The following is a 17926-nucleotide window of genomic DNA, read 5'->3' on the forward strand; positions in this document are numbered from 1 at the left end:
CCCTAAAAATAATCATTTCAGGGCTTTTGTATTTAAATAAAAAACGATGCTTAAGCTAGTTTTTCTATCAGTTCTGTTAACGATAAAGCAAACTGCTCACCAGAATTCATATCTTTTAAAGTATACGTTTCCGAAGCCATTTCAGATTCCCCTACTAAAACTACAAATGGAATTTGACGTTTATTAGCATGATTCATTTGTTTTTTCATTTTAGAAGCTTCAGGATACAACTCAGCATTAATACCTTGTTGTCTTAATTTCTTAATAGCTTTTAAACTAAATAAAGATTCAGCTTCACCAAAATTAATAAACAGTACATCTATATTTTTTGTTACAGTAGTAGGAAATAAATTAAGCTCTTCAAGAACCAAATAAATACGATCCAATCCAAAACTAATCCCTACACCACTTACATTTTTTAAACCAAAAATACCAGTTAAATCGTCGTAACGACCACCACCACCTATGGAGCCCATTTTTACACCTGCTGGTGCAGACACTTCATAAATAGCTCCTGTATAGTAATTTAATCCACGAGCTAAAGTAACATCTAACCGAAGTTTAGCTGTTTCTAATTCCAAGGTAGAAATAGCTTTATCAATAAAAGCCAACTCTTCAATACCTTTTTTCCCTTCATCAGAAGTACTTAAAATAGTTTTAAGTTGTTCTATTTGAGAATTAAAGTCACCTGATAATGTAAACAAAGGTTGTAATTTATCAATACCTTCTTGAGAAATTCCTTTGGCTAGCATTTCTTCTTTTACTTTTTCCTCTCCAATTTTATCAAGCTTATCTAGAGCTACTGTAAAATCGATTAATTTATCGCTTGCACCAATAACTTCAGCAATACCTGAAAGTATTTTTCTATTGTTTATTTTTATGGTAACGCCCTCTAATTTTAAAGCTGAAAATACCGCGTCATATAGCTGTATAAACTCAACCTCTTGCCATAAAGAATTGGAACCAACTACATCAGCATCACATTGATAAAACTCTCTAAAACGACCTTTTTGTGGTCTATCGGCACGCCATACGGGTTGCATTTGATAGCGTTTAAAAGGAAATTCAATTTCGTTTTGGTGTTGTACAACATAACGTGCAAAAGGAACGGTAAGATCGTATCTTAATGCTTTTTCAGAGATGAAATTTTTTATATATTTAGTTTCTAAAGAATAATAAAAATCTCCAAAAACTCTTAATCCAGCGTTAGCTTTCTTCTCTTTGGAAGTGAAATTATCTAATAAAAAATTAAAATCAACATCATCATTTATAAAATTATCATAAACCAGTTTATATAAATCATTAACGAAATTTTCAACAGTATTAGTTTCGTTTGAAAAAATATTTTTATTTTTTACTTCTTTTATAAAATCATTTATAAAATTTAATTTAAAATGATCACCTCTTAATACTTCAATGTCATTAATTTTATGATGCTCAACTATATTAGATAATGCATCATTAATTATTTGAATTAAGAAGTCATTATATGTGTTAATAAAATTTCCAGAATTCAATATTTTAAAAATTAAACGATCACCTTCTTCTCCATATTTCCCCATAAGGGTATCTGAATTTTCAAAACTTGGCGTTTCTATAGGTTGAAAACCAAAAGTTTGAAACTGTTCACGAATGGTTTTAAAAATATAATTTCTTTTAGCAACTTGCTCTGGGGTAAAGTCGCGTGTGCCTTTTGGTATACTTGGTTTTTGTGCCATAATATATTCGCAATTAGATGATAATTGGTATTATATACATTCCGATTACTAACGAAACGATTGTTGTTTTAAACTAAAAATTTTAAGCAAAAATAGACGTTAATTATAACTTCTTAAAACTAATTAATAAGCTTATTCAAGTATTCAAATAAGTCGCCTTTTGTAATGACACCTCCTTGATGAATAAGTTGAAATTTATCGGCATTTTTATCTTCTGAGTATTCTTTTTTTGCTTGAAGAAACTCAACATCATCATCCATTAAGTTTTCACGTAACCAGTTAAAACCATCTTTAGTAGTTAAATCTATTGGATTTTTAAGTTTAACAGCTATTAGCTGCATGATGTCTTCTTTTAAATGAAATAAATGCATTTGTTGAGGAGATATATGCTCAATATAAGTTACTTTATTAAGAACGCCTTCCCAAACTAAATCACTAAAGACATCTAATTCCTGTTCAGCTACATCGGGTTTATTGGTTTTAATATCTTCCCATTCGGTAGCTGTAATGGTTTGAGTCGCTAGAAAATTTATAAACTCTTGATGTAATTCTTCAAATTGTTCTTTTGTTAATCTTGCGTATTTCATGCGTGTATAATATAATTTTAAAATTTATTTTTCAATTTTTAAAGCTTTCGCAGCTTCAAAAGGTCTATCGGTAGCAAACAAATCAATTCCTAAGTTTCGCCATGTTACATATAGCGAATCGCTTTTTGCTGCGGCCTGTTTATCTAAATTCCCCAATGTACCTAACATTGTTTTTATGCCATTTTCATGAAGTTGCTCATATAAACTAGCAGGAGATAAACGGGTTCCTGTAAAAGCTAACATATTTTGAGTTGGTATATCTGATTCTAATAACCAGTTTAACTCTTCATGGTTTCTTGCAGAAACAGATAGTAATAGATCTGGAGCTGAAGAAAATGCTTTCTGGGCTTGTTCCATATTATATGTAATAATAATAGAAACAGCTTCTGCATGAGTTTTACGTATAGCCTGAATAACTTCTGATACATCTACGCTAGGTTTGATATCTATAGTTAATATGGCTTGATTTTCTTTAGACCAATTTAATACAGTTTCAAATTTTGGAATTTTAAAATGGGTTTCATTACCATAATCATCAACTAAATTAAAAGCCTGTAATTCTTTAAAGGTATACTTAGTAAGTTTATCATGTCCTGTTGTTGTACGCTCTAAAGTATTATCATGCATAAGTACCAATACACCATCTTTTGTTTTAGCAACATCTATCTCAAAAACTGCTGCTATACTATCATTTACATACTTAATAGTTTCTAAGCAGTTTTCTGGATAATTGGCTATCCCAACACCGCCCCGATGTGCACTAATCCATGGCTTTGCATCTTTTTGGTAAGCAAAAGTTTTGAGTAATACAGAAGGTTGATGTTCGTTAATTTTATCAATGCTAGCTTGTTCTGTCTTATTCTGACAGGAAAACACGATTAAAAAAGCGAGAGCAAATAAAATTCTCATAAGGATAAACTAAAAGTTATTAAATTAAAAAAACCGTTTAGAGCCATTCTAAACGGTTTTTATTATAATATGCAGAGGAGCTAATTATGCTTGTGCAATAACCTCGAATGGTAATTCTACAGTTACTTCTCTGTGTAAACGAATAACAGCATTGTACTGACCTAAACGCTTAATATTACCACCAGTAATACTAATAAATTTCTTGTCAATAGTGTGTCCTTCTTTTTCGATAGCTTCTACTAAATCAGTTTTGGTAATAGAACCAAATAATTTATCACCAGCAGATGCACCTTCAGTTGCTTTAGCTGTGATTTTAATTTCTAGAGCTTTAATAGCTTCAGAAATTTTAGTAGCATCATCAATAATTTTCTTTTCTTTAAAAGCACGTTGCTTTAAGTTTTCAGCTAATACTTTTTTTGCAGAAGTAGTTGCTAAAACAGCTTGACCATGAGGAATTAAAAAATTTCTCCCATAACCGTTCTTTACTGTTACAATATCGTCTTTAAATCCTAAATTTTCAACGTCTTGTTTTAATATAAGTTCCATTGTTATGAGTATTTTATTTTAATAAATCGGCCACGTATGGCATTAATGCTAAGTGACGTGCTCTTTTAACAGCAACAGAAACTTTTCTTTGGTATTTTAAAGAAGTCCCTGTTAAACGTCTTGGTAAAATTTTACCTTGTTCATTTACAAATCCTAATAACCAGTCTGCATCTTTATAATCTACATACTTGATACCAGATTTTTTAAAGCGACAGTATTTTTTCGCTTTATTAGTGTCTATATTTAACGGTGTTAAATATCTAATTTCACCGTCTTTTTTTCCTTTTGCTTGTTGCTCTATAGATGACATAATTACGCTTTTTGTTTAAGTTTCTCTCTTCTTCTCTCTGCCCAAGCTACTGCATGCTTATCTAAAGCTACAGTTAAGTAACGCATAAAACGCTCATCACGTCTAAATTCTACTTCTAATGGATTGATAACATCGCCATCAACTTGGAATTCGAATAAGTGATAAAAACCACTTTTTTTGTTTTGAATAGGGTAAGCTAATTTTTTTAAGCCCCAATCTTCTTTGGCTACCATCTTCGCTCCACGAGAAACAAGAAAATCTTCGTATTTCTGTACTGTTTCCTTTATCTGAACTTCAGATAAAACGGGATTTAAGATGAAAACAGTTTCATAATGATTCATAAAAATCTAAATTTATAGTTAAAAATGAGTGCAAAAATAATCATTATTTTTAAATATCCTACTATAAATAGTAAACAAAATTCTTATTTTTTACTATATTTACGCCTAATAATAACAAAACACAAAACAAACGTTTTATCGATGTTTTTTGGTTTTAAACCGAATTTTTTGTACTATTGTCGATACCTTAACCGAATTAAAACAAAATGTTATGACATTAAACTGTGTAGTAGTTGATGACTCCGCGATACAACGTCTCTCAATTGTTAAGTTAATTGAAAACCACCCTTCTCTTAACTTAATAGCTGAATACAACAGTGCTTTAGAAACAAAAAATGGCCTTAATACACATAAGGTTGATCTTATCTTTTTAGATATAGAAATGCCTGTTTTAAATGGTTTTGAGCTTCTTGACGTTTTAAATAACAAACCTCAAATTATATTTGTAACTGGAAAAACTGAATATGCTTTTAAAGCTTTCAATTATGATGCTACAGATTATTTACACAAACCTATAACTAGAGAACGTTTTAATACTGCGGTTGACAAAGCTGTTGAACAGCATAAATTAAAATTAGATTTTAACGAAACTGAAGGTGAACATATTTTTGTAAAAAGTAACCTTAAGAAACGTAAGGTATATATCAAAGATATTAAATGGATTGAGGCTCTGGGTGACTATGTGAAATTAGTTACAGAAGACACAAGTTTAGTTGTTCTTTCAACAATGAAAGCATTTGAACACGAATTACCTGAAGGTAAATTTTTACGGATTCACAAATCCTATATTGTAAACCTTGATAAAGTAGACCGCTTTAATAGTAAAAATGTTGAAGTTGGCACTTACGAAATCCCCCTGAGTAGAAACAAAAAAACACAACTTGTTGATGCTCTCAACAATATATAACTTCTAATCCTGATTTAAACATCAGGATTTTTTTTTGCGCTTTTCTTTTTTTCACCACTTCTACTCCAATCCTTCGCTTTCTAGTAATTGTCAACGTTAATAATAACTCGAATAGGCCTAAAATCCTTCACACTAGAAAAACTCGTTTGTATTTTATGGATAGCCTCCTTGGTTTTATTTAACGATTGAGCGCTAGGTATTTTTACTAATATATTTTTATGATACTGATTTCGGATTCTTGAAACAGGTGGGAATTCTGGTCCGAGAACATTATTTTTAAATATTTGACGTAGAGATTTAGCAAACCAATCTGCCCCAACCTCAACCTTATTATAGTCGCGATGTTTAAACGTTATTTTTATCAAACGATATATGGGTGGGTATTTAAAATTATACCGATCATCCATTTGTTCTTTAAACATCTTTAAATAGTTATTACTTGATACCTGCTGAAGAATATTATGATGCGGATTATAAGTTTGAATCAGCACTTTACCGCGTGTATCGGTACGACCTGCCCTTCCCGAAACTTGCTGTAATAATTGAAAACTGCGTTCATGCGCTCTGAAATCCGGAAAGTTAAGTAAGTTATCAGCATTCATAACTCCAACTAATTTAACGTTCCTAAAATCTAATCCTTTAGTTAACATTTGAGTACCAACTAAAATATCAACCTCTTGATTTTCAAAAGTGCTAATAATTTTCTCGTACCCATGTTTTCCTCGGGTTGTATCTAAATCCATACGCGCCACTTTATTCTCAGGAAATAAAGCTTGCACTTCGCGCTCTACCTGCTCTGTACCAAACCCTTTATTATCTAATTCTACACTCCCACATGCTTCACATTTTTTTACCATAACGCTATGATACCCGCAGTAGTGACAGCGCAATTGGTCGCGATATTGATGGTATGTTAAACTAACATCGCAACTAGGACATTGGGGTGAATGCCCACAAGTTTCACACTCTATAATAGGAGAATACCCACGACGGTTTTGAAATAAAATAATCTGATGGCCAGCTTCTAAAGTTTCTGTCATTTCAGCAATGAGTCGGTCGCTAAAATGCCCTTTCATCCGCTTACGTTTATGTTTATCTTTAATATCTACCAATTCTATATCAGGCATCAAGACATTATTATAACGGGTATTTAATGACACCAAACCATACTTATTTTGCTGAGCATTAAAAAAGCTTTCTAAACTTGGTGTTGCAGAACCTAAAAGCGTTTTTGTTTTAAAAATATTAGCTAATACAATTGCTGTATCGCGTGCATGATACCGAGGAGCTGGATCAAACTGCTTATAAGACTGCTCATGCTCTTCATCTACAATTACCAAACCCAAATCCTGAAACGGCAATAACACAGAAGAACGCGCCCCTAAAACGACTTTAGCTTTAGGTGAATTCTTCAAAACATTGTTCCAAACCTCTACACGCTCATTAGCTGAATATTTCGAATGAAATACTGCAACTTGTTCTCCAAAATAATTTTGTAGCCTAGAAACTAACTGTGTTGTTAATGCAATTTCAGGTAACAAGTATAAAACCTGCTTACCTTTCTGTAAGGCTGACTCAATTAACTTAACATAGATTTCTGTTTTTCCTGAGGAGGTTACACCGTGCAACAATACAATATTATGATTTTGAAAAGCGTCCAAAATTTCATCGCTTGCCTTTTGCTGTGGTTCACTTAAATGCTTAATGCTTTCTATCGGTTTATTCTCATCAAATTGCACACGATCTGTTTGAATAAAATATTCTTCTAATACAGATTTATCAATTAAGGATTTAATAATAGCCGTAGATACACCACTAGCCTCAGTTAAATCGGTTACTTTTATAGGTTTATTTGTTTTGGCTGCTAACGAGAATAAAGTCATTACAACATCGCGTTGTTTTGGCGCACGACTCAGTACCTCTAATAATTCTTGCAAGGCTTCCTGCGATTGATAAACATCTAAAAGCTTAACATAACGCACTAATTTAGGCTTGTATTTATCATAAACCTCTTCTTGAACCGTGATAGCTTCTTTTTCTAATAAACGCTTCACAAGAGGTAAAACAGACTTTCTATCAACAATAGCACTTATGTCCTGTATTTTTAATGAAGTTTGATGCGCTAAAGCCTCATAAACAAGATATTCATCATCTTTTAAATGAGCTGTTTCAATCTCTAAATTTTTTGATTTAGAAATTATTGTTTCGCTATCTAAAATAAACGCCCCTGGTAATGCGGCTCGCATAACATCGCCCATAGCACACATATAATATTCAGAAATCCATGTCCAAAGTTGAAACTGCACTTGAGTTACAATAGGGCTATCATCTAGTATTTGATGAATTTCTTTAGCCTCGTATTTTAATGGTTTTGTTTGATGTACAGCCTGTACAATACCTGTATAAATTTTACTTTTACCGAACGGTACAGAAACACGCATTCCTATTTTTATAAACTCCGATTCGGCCGCTGTAATACTATATGTGAAACTATTCTCAATGGGAATAGGCAGAATAACATCAATAAAATGTAAATCCATATTAAAACCCTTTTTTTAATTGATTTAAAGAAGCATTCAACTCATACCCCATTAAAAGAATATTACTATTTAACCAGAGATAAAAAAGCAATATTAAAAGTGCCCCTATTGAACCATAGAGTTCATTATACTTTGAAAAATTAGTTATATAAACACCAAACAAAAATGATGTTAAAATAATTAGCAGCGTAGTAAACAAAGCACCTACTGAGAAAAACTTAGACGCCCTACCTTCACGTGTACCAAAATAATACAAGGTTGCCGTTGCCATATAAATCATGATAACAAAAAACAAGTATTTAACTATTTTGACTAGTAAAATAGTATTTTCCTTATTAACGTAGCCATAGGTTTCTAAATTACCCATGATATAAATCTGAAAATACCCGAAAAAAGCAACTGTTAATATGGAAAGAAATGCTAAAATTAATGCCACTCCAAGCGCATACATATATTGCTTAAAAACATTTCGCGTGAGCTGCTCATGGTAGGAACTCTCAAAACCTGCAAATACAGCACTAATTCCATTGGCCATTAATGCAATTGACACTAAAAACACTGACGACAAAAGTCCTCCACGCTCTGTACTATCAATATTTTCAAAAATATTGGCAAAGAAAAACTCTGAAGTACTAGGTGGTAAAAACGAGTTTAAAAATCGTTGAAACTCAATTTTAAAATCGTCAATTGGTATGTAAGGAATGATAATTAATACAAATAAAAGAAATGGAAATATGGCTGTAAAAAAGTTAAATGCTATAGCACTAGCTCGTGTTGTTAAAGCACCTTTAACGATCCCAATTGTATACAACTCCATTAAATCGTAAAGAGATAACCCTTCCAATCCAGGTAACCTGACTTTTTTTAAAAACTTGACCACCCAATTAATTACAGGGATTTTAGCCAATTTTTCTTCAACAGGTTGCGACATGAAAGCGTATTAATTAATTTAAACTTGTAACGATATATCTCCTTAAAGAGCTTTTAGGCTTAAATCCATATTATATACGGAATGCGTTAAGGCTCCAGAAGAAATATAGTTCACACCACATTCGGCATATTTTCTTATAGTTTCTTCGTTAATACCTCCAGAGCTTTCTGTTAAACACTTATCGCCTATTAAAGCCACGGCAGTTCTAGTATCTTCGTAATTAAAATTATCTATTAGAATCCTATACACACCATCAGACTCTAATATTTCTTTAATTTCATCTAAGTTTCTAGCTTCAACTATAATTTTCAAATCACGATTAGTCTCTTTTAAATAGCTTTGTGTCTTTTGAATAGCTTTAGTTATACCTCCAGCAAAATCTATATGATTATCTTTAAGCATAATCATATCATATAAAGCAAAGCGGTGATTTTCGCCACCTCCAATTTTAACCGCCCATTTTTCTAAAGCACGGATTCCTGGTGTTGTTTTACGGGTATCCAGAACCTGCGTTCCTGTACCTTCTAACAAATCTACAAACACTTTTGTTTTAGTTGCAATAGCACTCATGCGCTGCATGGCATTAAGCACTAATCGTTCAGCTTTTAATATAGATTGCGAAGCACCTTCTACATAAAAAACAATATCTCCATGAGTAACCATACTACCATCCTCAATTAAGGTCTCTACTTGTAAATTAGGATCTACATAGGCGAAAACTTTTTTAGCCAATTCTACACCCGCTATAATGCCTGAATCTTTTACTAATAGTTTTGCTTTTCCTTTCGCATCTTTAGGAATACACGCTAGCGAACTGTGATCGCCATCACCTACATCCTCACGAATAGCATTGGTTATAATTAAATCTAGTTCTTTATTAAATTGATCTTGCGTTATCATGAATATCATTTTTTAGACAGTACGAAAATATAGCATTTTTAATTAAAGTATCTCTCCCTGCTAAAAAAATAAATAGAAAATCTATAAATTTGCGCATGACTATAAAACTTCTAGCCATTGGCAAAACCGATAATAAGCAATTGCAAACGCTTATTGAAGATTACCAAAAGCGTTTATCGCATTACATTAAATTTGAATTTGAAATCATTCCAGATTTAAAAAAAGTAAAAAACCTGAGTGAAGCCCAGCAAAAAGAAAAAGAAGGCGAATTAATTTTAGCTAAAATTAACCCTACAGATTCTTTGATCTTATTGGATGAAAATGGCAAACAAATGCATTCTGTTGATTTTTCAGTTTACCTACAGAAACACATGAACTCTGGTATTAAAAAATTAGTCTTTGTTATTGGTGGTCCCTACGGATTTTCGGATGCTGTTTATAATAAAGCACAAGGGAAGTTGTCGTTATCAAAAATGACTTTTTCTCACCAAATGATACGGCTATTTATAGTTGAGCAGTTGTATCGTGCGTTTACAATACTAAAAAATGAACCGTATCATCATAGGTAAGAAATATTTAATTATTTAGTAGAAAAAGTATGCTTACGCTTTTTTAATTGCTTTTCTAAATCACTAATCGTTTCTTTAACAGAAGCTTCAAAGTTTTTTTCATTTGAAATGGCATAAATTCTAGGTCCCGGCAAACTCAATTCCATGCTACAAATAAACCCTTCTTCTTTCGTACTATTTTCTTTTTTAAATTGAACATCGCAATTAATAACCCAATCGTATTTTTTAGCTAAAGATTGTAATTTTTCTTCTGTATAATCGGATAATGATTCGCTTGTATCTAGGTTTACATATTGAAAGTTAATTGTCATAATTTACGGTTTTAATGTTAATAGTTAATTAAAGGTACCGCTCTTGCTACTTACAACAAATGATAAAAATCATAGTTTAAACAAAAGCTTAGTACTTCTATAAAAATACTATTTTTTTAATGGTTTTAACCACACTTTATAAAAGGATTAACTATTTGCGAAGCTTTCTTCTAGAACCTAATTTATAACCAAAAGCTAATTTAGCTTTACTTAAGCTGAACAACTGCTTATTATCAAAACCTAAACTTGTTGAGTAGGCACTTCCGTTGTAAATAAGACTTATGTAATAACGCTCTGCGTTGTACGCTAGAGCCGCCGTATAATCCAGTTTATATAGTAATGGATTTGATGGACGGTAAGAATCGTCAATAAGTGTTACTTTTTTATTTAAAATCCCAATACCAGGTATTAGGTTAAAAGAAGCTATAAAATTTTTAGGCAACATAAATACCGAAAGTAGCCCTCCCAAAACTCCTATACCATGAGCATTATAACGTTTAATATCAGCTTTATCATTGTAAAATATAGCGGCATCGTCGGACAATATCGTTGAACCACTTGAAAAATAATCATATACAGCAAAGGTTCCTATCCCTCCTGAAACGTATACTTTTTGATCCTTTTTAGCTAATCCAGCTTTTAACATAGCATAAGAAAACTCAACTTCCGAAAGCGTAAAGAGGTAATTAAAACCTACTGTTGCCGATTTTATATCCGAACGAAACTCAGTAGGGAGCCCGTAGTCATTTTTAACATTATACCCTTTATACGTTTGCACATAAAAATTCACAAAATGGTGCTTACCTAAAATGGTAGTACCTTGCATATCAAACCTTTTGGTGATTTCTTCTTTAGTCTTTAAATTAAAAGCGATATCTAGCACTAATTTCCGACTGGCAAACCCAAAACCAACACCAAATTGATTATTAGGTACAAACTGCGTTTTAGAATTATCATCTTTTATGGTAAAACGTTTTACTTTATAATTTGTAAAAACACGTAACGAATAATTATCTATATCCCGATCAATAAACATACTATCCACCGCAATCATTACGCGCGATGAATCTATATTTTTTAAAATCTGTGCTTTTAAGGTATAACTACACATTAAAAACATGATACAAACAAATAATCTAATCATAAATTGTTATTCTGAATTTTATTAAAAAGCCTCACCTATTCTGAAATACACACCCCAGTCATCCTTACCAATAGCCCCGTCTAGTCCGATGTTAAAATCACTTCGTTTAAAAGCTTTATAACGATATCCTGCACCAATACCTGGATATAATTTACCATTAAAACTAGAGGTATCCGAGCCATAAATAGTAGCAAGACCGGCAAAGCCTACAACTCCCATTTTATTCTTAAAATTCCAACGATATTCTCCCTGAATGGCAACTTTACCATCTCCACGATATTTAGCTTCCGAATATCCACGTATATCTTGTCTTCCAATTACCACTTGCTGTTCAAAAGTAATTTCTCCTAATCCAAAAACACCAAACACACGTCCTGCAATAACATCTTTACCATCTCTAACCGAAACATATTGATTGTAGGCTAAACTTATTTTATTAGCCGATATATCATTACCTAACCACTCCTGAAAAGTTTTCCATTTTAAATTGGCCTGATAACCAGATCTCGGATAGTACACATTATCACGTGTATCTGATGCAAGTTTAAACTGAATGCCGTTTGTGGTATTATCCGACGACCCCATATCCTGTTCAACAACAGATTGTGCATCCGAAAAGGTATAAGCAATCCCTCCGTAAAGATTATCAATAATCTTGCGATCTACTCCTATACTTAAAATTGTAGAATTGGTTAAGTAATCATAAAACCCTGGAGCTTCTAGGTCATCAATATATAATTGAGAATTTAAGTTTCCATAAAAAGCAAATGCATGCAAACGCCATGTATCTTCAGCAAAATACAACCTAGTAAAACCGGTAAGAAAAAAGGAACTATTCGTAGTATAAACAGCCGCCATACCAGAAAGAGATTTAGGTGACACTGTATCTTCCTTATCAACTTTATACATAATCATTGGAATGGCTCCAAACATAAACTCTAAATTATTGTTGTAATTCAAATAAGGAACAACATTAAATTCAGCGCCATTAATAGTATCTTTTTCTTTTTTTATGTGTTGTGAAAAACAAGACATACTAAAAAAAAACACCATTAGAAACCCAATATTAGAAATTGTAATCTTCATAATAGTTATGATTTTATTTAAGGAAAACACCCTAATTTATTTAGCTATGCCTTAAATTTGCTTTTCAGCTAATATACAATATATAACCAAAATCATGCAACTCGTTTTCGCCACAAACAACCTAAATAAACTAAAGGAAGTTCAACTTTTAATACCCGAACATATTACCTTACTGAGTTTGAAAGACATAGGTTGTGATGTAGATATTCCTGAAACTCAAAACACCATTGAAGGGAATGCTATTCAAAAAGCAGAGTATATTAAAACACATTATGGTTTTGATTGTTTTGCAGACGACACAGGCTTAGAAGTTGCTGCATTAAATGGCGAACCTGGTGTTTATTCCGCACGATATGCAGGACCTAATAAAGATGCAGAAGACAATATGAATCTACTTCTTAAAAATCTGCAATCTGCTAGCAATCGTCAAGCACAATTTAAAACCGTTATTGCATTATATTTAAACGGAAAACTAGAAACCTTTACCGGTATTTGTAAAGGAGCCATTACCGAATCTAAATCTGGAACTGAAGGTTTTGGTTACGACCCTATTTTTAAAGCTGAAGGGTACACAAAAACGTTTTCAGAAATACCATTAGCCGAGAAAAATAAAATTGGACATCGCGGAAAAGCAGTATCTCAACTTGTAACATTTTTAAACTCTAAATAAGAGTTAAATGATAGTGTAAAGCGTTGTTATAATAACACCTTTACCTGATTGCAATTCAGTCTTTACAAGTTGCTTTTCACTTTTTACAACCAAATTAAAAGGAGCTTTTAAAAGATCTACACCACTATTATGTTTTAAACGAATACCTTGACCTGAAATAATATCTTTATTTGGTATAAAATCTTCCTCAGGTACATGTTCCGTTAAAATTAAATACTTATAATTAGTTAATTTACTAACCACATTCTGTATTTCTGCATTTGAAAGATGCTGAAGTACTTGCCTAAGAATTAAACAATCTGCACTAGGCCAATCATCTTTCGCTATATCCAAACAGTAAAAGTCTAAATTCTGATTGATGAAATTTCTCTTATTATAGGTTATTAAATCTTGCACAATATCTACTCCATAATACTGACTAGCATAAGGTAATAACTGTTTTCCAACATTAAAATCACCACATCCTAAATCACACACGGTTAAAGATGGTTCAAAAGACTTTAAAAACAATTGTACAGCCGCAAGGTAAGGTTCTATAACTTCCAAATCATGTGAACCAGAACCAGAATAAAAAGCAGAGTCTTTACCACCCCACAAATGCATAGCATAAACTTGCTCCATAGCTTTTTTGGTAGGCCAAGGTTGCTTTTTTTTCTTCAATTCATTCATTTTACAAAGTTCACAAAAAATATCAAGTTATTACATACCAATACTTATTTATCATTCTTCCATTAATGAGAATATTAACATTTAGTCTATAATTAATCTAAATATCTAAAAACTACGGCATTTTATTATTAATTTTTAGTGTACTAATAGTATATTCGCATAGATAAGGCTTAAACAAAAACCTATGAATTTAACCATCGAAAACATCCTATTGGTAGGGTCGTTATTATTACTTGTAAGTATTCTTGCAGGTAAAACATCCTATAAATTTGGTGTCCCTACGTTATTACTTTTCTTAGGAATTGGTATGTTAGCAGGCTCCGATGGTATTGGCGGTATTCGTTTTGACGACCCGCAACTAGCCCAGTTTATTGGCATTGTATCTCTTAATTTTATATTGTTTTCGGGTGGTTTAGATACCAATTGGAAATCCGTTAAACCAATTCTAAAAGAAGGGATTGCGCTATCTACTTTAGGCGTTTTGTTAACAGCTGTTTCCTTAGGAACATTTGTATGGTTTGTAACCGATTTTACCATTTATGAAAGTTTACTGTTAGGCTCCATTGTTTCATCAACAGATGCTGCTGCTGTATTTTCCATTTTACGATCTAAAAGTTTGGCTTTAAAAACCAATTTAAGACCTACGTTAGAACTAGAAAGTGGTAGTAATGATCCTATGGCGTACGTTTTAACATTAGCCTTTTTAACCTTAGTAATTAATCAAGATCAAAGTTTCCTTTCAATAATTCCATTGTTTTTACAACAAATGATTTTAGGAGGTATATTAGGAATCGCATTTGGTGTGGGTAGCAAATATATTATCAATAAAATAAAACTTGATTTTGAAGGTCTCTATCCTGTTTTAGTAATTGCTTTAATGTTTATTACTTTTTCAGCTACAGATTTTCTTGGTGGTAATGGTTTTTTAGCCATCTACATTTGTGCTGTATATCTTGGAAATCAAGATTTAATACATAAAAAAACCATTTTAAAAATGTTTGATGGTTTAGCGTGGCTAATGCAAATTGTACTCTTTTTAACTTTAGGTTTACTTGTATTTCCATCTCAAATAATACCTTATATGGGTATCGGATTACTTATTTCTGTATTTCTTATCCTTATTGCACGACCTTTAGGTGTATTTATTAGTCTTATGTTTTTTAAAATGAAAATGAGACGCCGATTTTATATTTCGTGGGTAGGATTACGGGGAGCAGTTCCTATTGTTTTTGCTACTTACCCCCTATTAGCTGGTATTGACAAAGCTAATATGATATTTAATATTGTATTTTTTATATCGGTTACTTCTATTTTAATACAAGGCACAACCTTATCAATCGTTGCAAAATGGCTAGATGTTGGATTACCAGAAAAACAGAAAAAATTAAATCCTACAGACCTGCTTTTAAATGAAAACCCTAAAGCGGAAATGAAAGAACTTCTAATAACAGCTGACTGCTATGCTGTGGATAAGAAAATTATAGAATTAGGGTTTCCAAAAAATGCCATTATAGCCATGATTAAGAAAAATGACAGCTATATTATTCCAAATGGATTAACTATAATTGAAGCAAACGACTCTTTAATTGTTTTAGCCGACAGACCAGAAGTTTTTGATGATGTTTTTAAAACCCTAAAAGGACAATAACCCTAAAAATCACACTCACAAAAACACGTTACACAGCTGTAAATAAGCCATATAATTAAAATAAATCTGTATTATCGGGTTTTTGTTAAATAAAATCGTACCTTTGCAGCCAATTTAGCAAAGCCTTGCTTATGCTAAAATATTCCTCAGGGTGAGGATGTGTTACTAGAAGTTTAGGTTAAGTATGTCGATTCTCTTCTTTTGTAGCACTACAAAACATAATCGATTACTTACTAAACACGAATGAGTACATTCCAAGATTTAGGTCTTAATGACGACCTATTACAAGCAATTACAGACATGGGTTTTGAAACCCCTAGTGCTGTTCAAGCAAAAGCAATTCCAATTTTATTAGAAGAAGAAACAGATTTGGTTGCCTTAGCGCAAACCGGAACTGGTAAAACTGCCGCATTTGGATTTCCAATGTTGCAAAAAATTCAGATAGACAGCCGTACAACACAAGGCTTAATTCTATCGCCAACACGTGAATTGTGTTTGCAAATTACTAACGAGCTTAAGGCTTATGGTAAACACTGCAAAGGATTAAACGTTGTTGCAATTTATGGTGGCGCTAGTATTACAGAACAAGCCCGCGATGTAAAAAGAGGTGCACAAATTATTGTTGCTACGCCAGGCCGTATGAAAGATATGATTAAGCGTAGATTAGTTGATATTTCAAAAATAGAGTATGCTGTTTTAGATGAAGCAGACGAAATGTTAAACATGGGATTCTATGAAGATATTAATGACATCTTATCACACACACCAACAGAAAAAAATACATGGTTATTCTCGGCTACTATGCCTAGAGAAGTAGCAAGTATTGCTAAAAAATTCATGGATAGCCCTATTGAAATTACAGTAGGAAATAAAAATGAAAGTACGAGTCAAGTTTCTCACGAATATTACCTAGTAAATGCTCGCGATCGTTACGCAGCATTAAAGCGTTTAGCAGATGCTAACCCTGATATCTTTTCAGTAATTTTCTGTAGAACAAAACGCGATACACAAAAAGTTGCTGAACAACTTATAGAAGATGGTTATAGCGCTGGTGCGTTACATGGTGACTTAAGCCAAAACCAACGAGATTTAGTAATGAAATCATTCAGAAACAAGCAAATACAAATGCTTGTCGCTACAGATGTTGCTGCTCGTGGTATTGATGTGGACGATATTACACACGTTATAAACTACCAATTACCCGATGAAATAGAAACCTATACACACCGTAGTGGCCGTACTGGTCGTGCTGGTAAAACAGGGGTTTCAATGGTAATTGTTTCTAAAAGCGAAGTGCGTAAAATAAAAAGTATTGAGCGTATTATTAAGAAAGACTTTATTAAGAAATCTATTCCTGACGGAATGGAAATCTGCGAAGTTCAATTAATGTCTTTAGCTAATAAAATAAACAGTACAGAAATCAATCATGAGATTGACCCATATTTAGAAAGTATCAACGAGCTTTTTGCTGATACATCAAAAGAGGAGTTAATTAAAAAATTCTTCTCAGTTGAGTTTACACGTTTCTTTAACTATTACCAAAAATCACGTATTCAACAAGTTTCAGAATCACGTGGTGATGAAGGTGGACGTAGCTTCTCAGATGACAGCAACAATACACGTTACTTTATAAACGTTGGTCGTAAAGATGGTTATGACTGGATGAAACTAAAAGATTTCCTAAAAGAGATTTTAGAGTTAGGTAGAGATGACGTTTTTAAAGTAGATGTTAAAGAAAGTTTTTCATTCTTTACAACAGAAAAAGGTTTACAAGAAAAAGTTCTTGCCTTCTTTACGGATTACAAACACGAAGGTCGCTTTGTAAACGTAGAAGTTAGCGAAGATAAAGGTCGTGGCACTAGCAGAAACAAACGTCGTAAAGGCGGTGGTGGTTTTGGTGGTGGTCGCAGACGTGACGATAAGCCAAGAGGTGAACGCCGTTCAGGTGGTCGTGACTCTGGTGGTCGTGACTCTGGTGGAAACAGACGCAGCCGTAGAAATGAAAGTGATTCAAAACCAAGACATGCTGAAGCTGGTGGCGATTCTGGATCTAGCAGACCAAGACGTTCAAGACGCTAATAGCAACTGTTAATAATAAGTCAAATAAAGTACTAAATGGGAAATCTATTTTCTTATTTAG

18 protein-coding genes are annotated in these 17926 nt (G+C 32.5%); 5 read left to right on the forward strand and 13 right to left on the reverse strand.

Annotated features, from left to right (window positions below):
• Positions 1–50: 50 nt before the first annotated feature.
• From hisS to rpsF, 6 genes are all read right to left on the reverse strand, one after another.
• Positions 51–1718 (reverse strand): histidine--tRNA ligase, encoded by a 1668-nt coding sequence (gene hisS, locus ACW5R3_RS09175; RefSeq protein ID WP_456576713.1) that lies wholly within the window; start codon positions 1716–1718, stop codon positions 51–53.
• 119 nt (positions 1719–1837) lie between these two features.
• Positions 1838–2305, reverse strand: coding sequence for a DUF6495 family protein (locus ACW5R3_RS09180; RefSeq protein WP_456576714.1), 468 nt, complete (start codon positions 2303–2305; stop codon positions 1838–1840).
• A 24-nt stretch (positions 2306–2329) separates the two neighbouring features.
• Positions 2330–3214, reverse strand: coding sequence for a glycerophosphodiester phosphodiesterase family protein (locus tag ACW5R3_RS09185; protein WP_456576715.1), 885 nt, complete (start codon positions 3212–3214; stop codon positions 2330–2332).
• An 84-nt stretch (positions 3215–3298) separates the two neighbouring features.
• A complete protein-coding gene (rplI, locus tag ACW5R3_RS09190; protein ID WP_456576716.1) occupies positions 3299–3760 on the reverse strand; it encodes a 50S ribosomal protein L9 in 462 nt (153 codons plus the stop codon).
• A 13-nt stretch (positions 3761–3773) separates the two neighbouring features.
• On the reverse strand, positions 3774–4070 hold the full coding sequence (rpsR, locus tag ACW5R3_RS09195) for a 30S ribosomal protein S18 (RefSeq protein WP_456576717.1): 297 nt from the start codon (positions 4068–4070) through the stop codon (positions 3774–3776).
• Between the two features lie 2 nt (positions 4071–4072).
• Positions 4073–4411: a 30S ribosomal protein S6 gene (gene rpsF, locus ACW5R3_RS09200; RefSeq protein WP_456576718.1), complete on the reverse strand. Its 339-nt coding sequence runs from the start codon at positions 4409–4411 to the stop codon at positions 4073–4075.
• Between the two features lie 211 nt (positions 4412–4622).
• On the opposite strand from rpsF, the gene ACW5R3_RS09205 reads away from it, so the two are divergent.
• The gene (locus ACW5R3_RS09205; RefSeq protein ID WP_456576719.1) at positions 4623–5318 is read left to right on the forward strand and encodes a LytR/AlgR family response regulator transcription factor; all 696 of its coding nucleotides are present in this window, start codon (positions 4623–4625) and stop codon (positions 5316–5318) included.
• Positions 5319–5398: 80 nt separating this feature from the next.
• On the opposite strand, the gene priA is transcribed toward ACW5R3_RS09205, so the two are convergent.
• From priA to nadC, 3 genes are read right to left on the reverse strand one after another with little or no spacing between them, the layout of a single operon-like run.
• Entirely contained in the window at positions 5399–7858 is a 2460-nt protein-coding gene (priA, locus tag ACW5R3_RS09210) for a replication restart helicase PriA (protein ID WP_456576720.1), read from the reverse strand.
• 1 nt (position 7859) lies between these two features.
• The gene (locus ACW5R3_RS09215; protein ID WP_456576721.1) at positions 7860–8789 is read right to left on the reverse strand and encodes a YihY/virulence factor BrkB family protein; all 930 of its coding nucleotides are present in this window, start codon (positions 8787–8789) and stop codon (positions 7860–7862) included.
• Positions 8790–8831: 42 nt separating this feature from the next.
• Entirely contained in the window at positions 8832–9689 is an 858-nt protein-coding gene (gene nadC, locus ACW5R3_RS09220) for a carboxylating nicotinate-nucleotide diphosphorylase (protein WP_456576722.1), read from the reverse strand.
• A 95-nt stretch (positions 9690–9784) separates the two neighbouring features.
• Here nadC and rlmH point away from each other — a divergent pair, with 95 nt between their 5' ends.
• The gene (gene rlmH, locus ACW5R3_RS09225) at positions 9785–10258 is read left to right on the forward strand and encodes a 23S rRNA (pseudouridine(1915)-N(3))-methyltransferase RlmH (RefSeq protein WP_456576723.1); all 474 of its coding nucleotides are present in this window, start codon (positions 9785–9787) and stop codon (positions 10256–10258) included.
• An 11-nt stretch (positions 10259–10269) separates the two neighbouring features.
• Here the strand turns inward: rlmH and hpf are convergent, their stop codons facing one another.
• The 3 genes from hpf to ACW5R3_RS09240 all read right to left on the reverse strand — a co-directional run bounded on the left by hpf (position 10270) and on the right by ACW5R3_RS09240 (position 12799).
• Positions 10270–10569: a ribosome hibernation-promoting factor, HPF/YfiA family gene (gene hpf / locus ACW5R3_RS09230; RefSeq protein WP_456576724.1), complete on the reverse strand. Its 300-nt coding sequence runs from the start codon at positions 10567–10569 to the stop codon at positions 10270–10272.
• Between the two features lie 151 nt (positions 10570–10720).
• Positions 10721–11713: a DUF4421 family protein gene (locus tag ACW5R3_RS09235; protein ID WP_456576725.1), complete on the reverse strand. Its 993-nt coding sequence runs from the start codon at positions 11711–11713 to the stop codon at positions 10721–10723.
• Positions 11714–11734: 21 nt separating this feature from the next.
• Complete coding sequence (locus ACW5R3_RS09240) at positions 11735–12799, reverse strand: BamA/TamA family outer membrane protein (RefSeq protein ID WP_456576726.1); 1065 nt, start codon at positions 12797–12799, stop codon at positions 11735–11737.
• 94 nt (positions 12800–12893) lie between these two features.
• Here ACW5R3_RS09240 and ACW5R3_RS09245 point away from each other — a divergent pair, with 94 nt between their 5' ends.
• A complete protein-coding gene (locus ACW5R3_RS09245) occupies positions 12894–13469 on the forward strand; it encodes a non-canonical purine NTP diphosphatase (protein ID WP_456576727.1) in 576 nt (191 codons plus the stop codon).
• Positions 13470–13472: 3 nt separating this feature from the next.
• Here ACW5R3_RS09245 and ACW5R3_RS09250 read toward each other — a convergent pair whose 3' ends face one another.
• Positions 13473–14138: a class I SAM-dependent methyltransferase gene (locus tag ACW5R3_RS09250; RefSeq protein ID WP_456576728.1), complete on the reverse strand. Its 666-nt coding sequence runs from the start codon at positions 14136–14138 to the stop codon at positions 13473–13475.
• A gap of 184 nt (positions 14139–14322) precedes the next feature.
• Between ACW5R3_RS09250 and ACW5R3_RS09255 the strand changes: the two genes are divergently transcribed.
• Entirely contained in the window at positions 14323–15786 is a 1464-nt protein-coding gene (locus ACW5R3_RS09255; RefSeq protein ID WP_456576729.1) for a potassium/proton antiporter, read from the forward strand.
• 243 nt (positions 15787–16029) lie between these two features.
• On the forward strand, positions 16030–17865 hold the full coding sequence (locus tag ACW5R3_RS09260) for a DEAD/DEAH box helicase (RefSeq protein ID WP_456576730.1): 1836 nt from the start codon (positions 16030–16032) through the stop codon (positions 17863–17865).
• Positions 17866–17926: the final 61 nt, after the last annotated feature.

Source organism: Algorimicrobium bowmanii (assembly GCF_054031195.1).

Excerpts from the sequence above, each read along its gene's own strand:
- hisS (WP_456576713.1), bottom strand. The coding sequence starts at position 1,718 with ATGGCACAAAAACCAAGTATACCAAAAGGCACACGCGACTTTACCCCA.
- ACW5R3_RS09180 (WP_456576714.1), bottom strand. The coding sequence starts at position 2,305 with ATGAAATACGCAAGATTAACAAAAGAACAATTTGAAGAATTACATCAA.
- ACW5R3_RS09185 (WP_456576715.1), bottom strand. The coding sequence starts at position 3,214 with ATGAGAATTTTATTTGCTCTCGCTTTTTTAATCGTGTTTTCCTGTCAG.
- rplI (WP_456576716.1), bottom strand. The coding sequence starts at position 3,760 with ATGGAACTTATATTAAAACAAGACGTTGAAAATTTAGGATTTAAAGAC.
- rpsR (WP_456576717.1), bottom strand. The coding sequence starts at position 4,070 with ATGTCATCTATAGAGCAACAAGCAAAAGGAAAAAAAGACGGTGAAATT.
- rpsF (WP_456576718.1), bottom strand. The coding sequence starts at position 4,411 with ATGAATCATTATGAAACTGTTTTCATCTTAAATCCCGTTTTATCTGAA.
- ACW5R3_RS09205 (WP_456576719.1), top strand. The coding sequence starts at position 4,623 with ATGACATTAAACTGTGTAGTAGTTGATGACTCCGCGATACAACGTCTC.
- priA (WP_456576720.1), bottom strand. The coding sequence starts at position 7,858 with ATGGATTTACATTTTATTGATGTTATTCTGCCTATTCCCATTGAGAAT.
- ACW5R3_RS09215 (WP_456576721.1), bottom strand. The coding sequence starts at position 8,789 with ATGTCGCAACCTGTTGAAGAAAAATTGGCTAAAATCCCTGTAATTAAT.
- nadC (WP_456576722.1), bottom strand. The coding sequence starts at position 9,689 with ATGATAACGCAAGATCAATTTAATAAAGAACTAGATTTAATTATAACC.
- rlmH (WP_456576723.1), top strand. The coding sequence starts at position 9,785 with ATGACTATAAAACTTCTAGCCATTGGCAAAACCGATAATAAGCAATTG.
- hpf (WP_456576724.1), bottom strand. The coding sequence starts at position 10,569 with ATGACAATTAACTTTCAATATGTAAACCTAGATACAAGCGAATCATTA.
- ACW5R3_RS09235 (WP_456576725.1), bottom strand. The coding sequence starts at position 11,713 with ATGATTAGATTATTTGTTTGTATCATGTTTTTAATGTGTAGTTATACC.
- ACW5R3_RS09240 (WP_456576726.1), bottom strand. The coding sequence starts at position 12,799 with ATGAAGATTACAATTTCTAATATTGGGTTTCTAATGGTGTTTTTTTTT.
- ACW5R3_RS09245 (WP_456576727.1), top strand. The coding sequence starts at position 12,894 with ATGCAACTCGTTTTCGCCACAAACAACCTAAATAAACTAAAGGAAGTT.
- ACW5R3_RS09250 (WP_456576728.1), bottom strand. The coding sequence starts at position 14,138 with ATGAATGAATTGAAGAAAAAAAAGCAACCTTGGCCTACCAAAAAAGCT.
- ACW5R3_RS09255 (WP_456576729.1), top strand. The coding sequence starts at position 14,323 with ATGAATTTAACCATCGAAAACATCCTATTGGTAGGGTCGTTATTATTA.
- ACW5R3_RS09260 (WP_456576730.1), top strand. The coding sequence starts at position 16,030 with ATGAGTACATTCCAAGATTTAGGTCTTAATGACGACCTATTACAAGCA.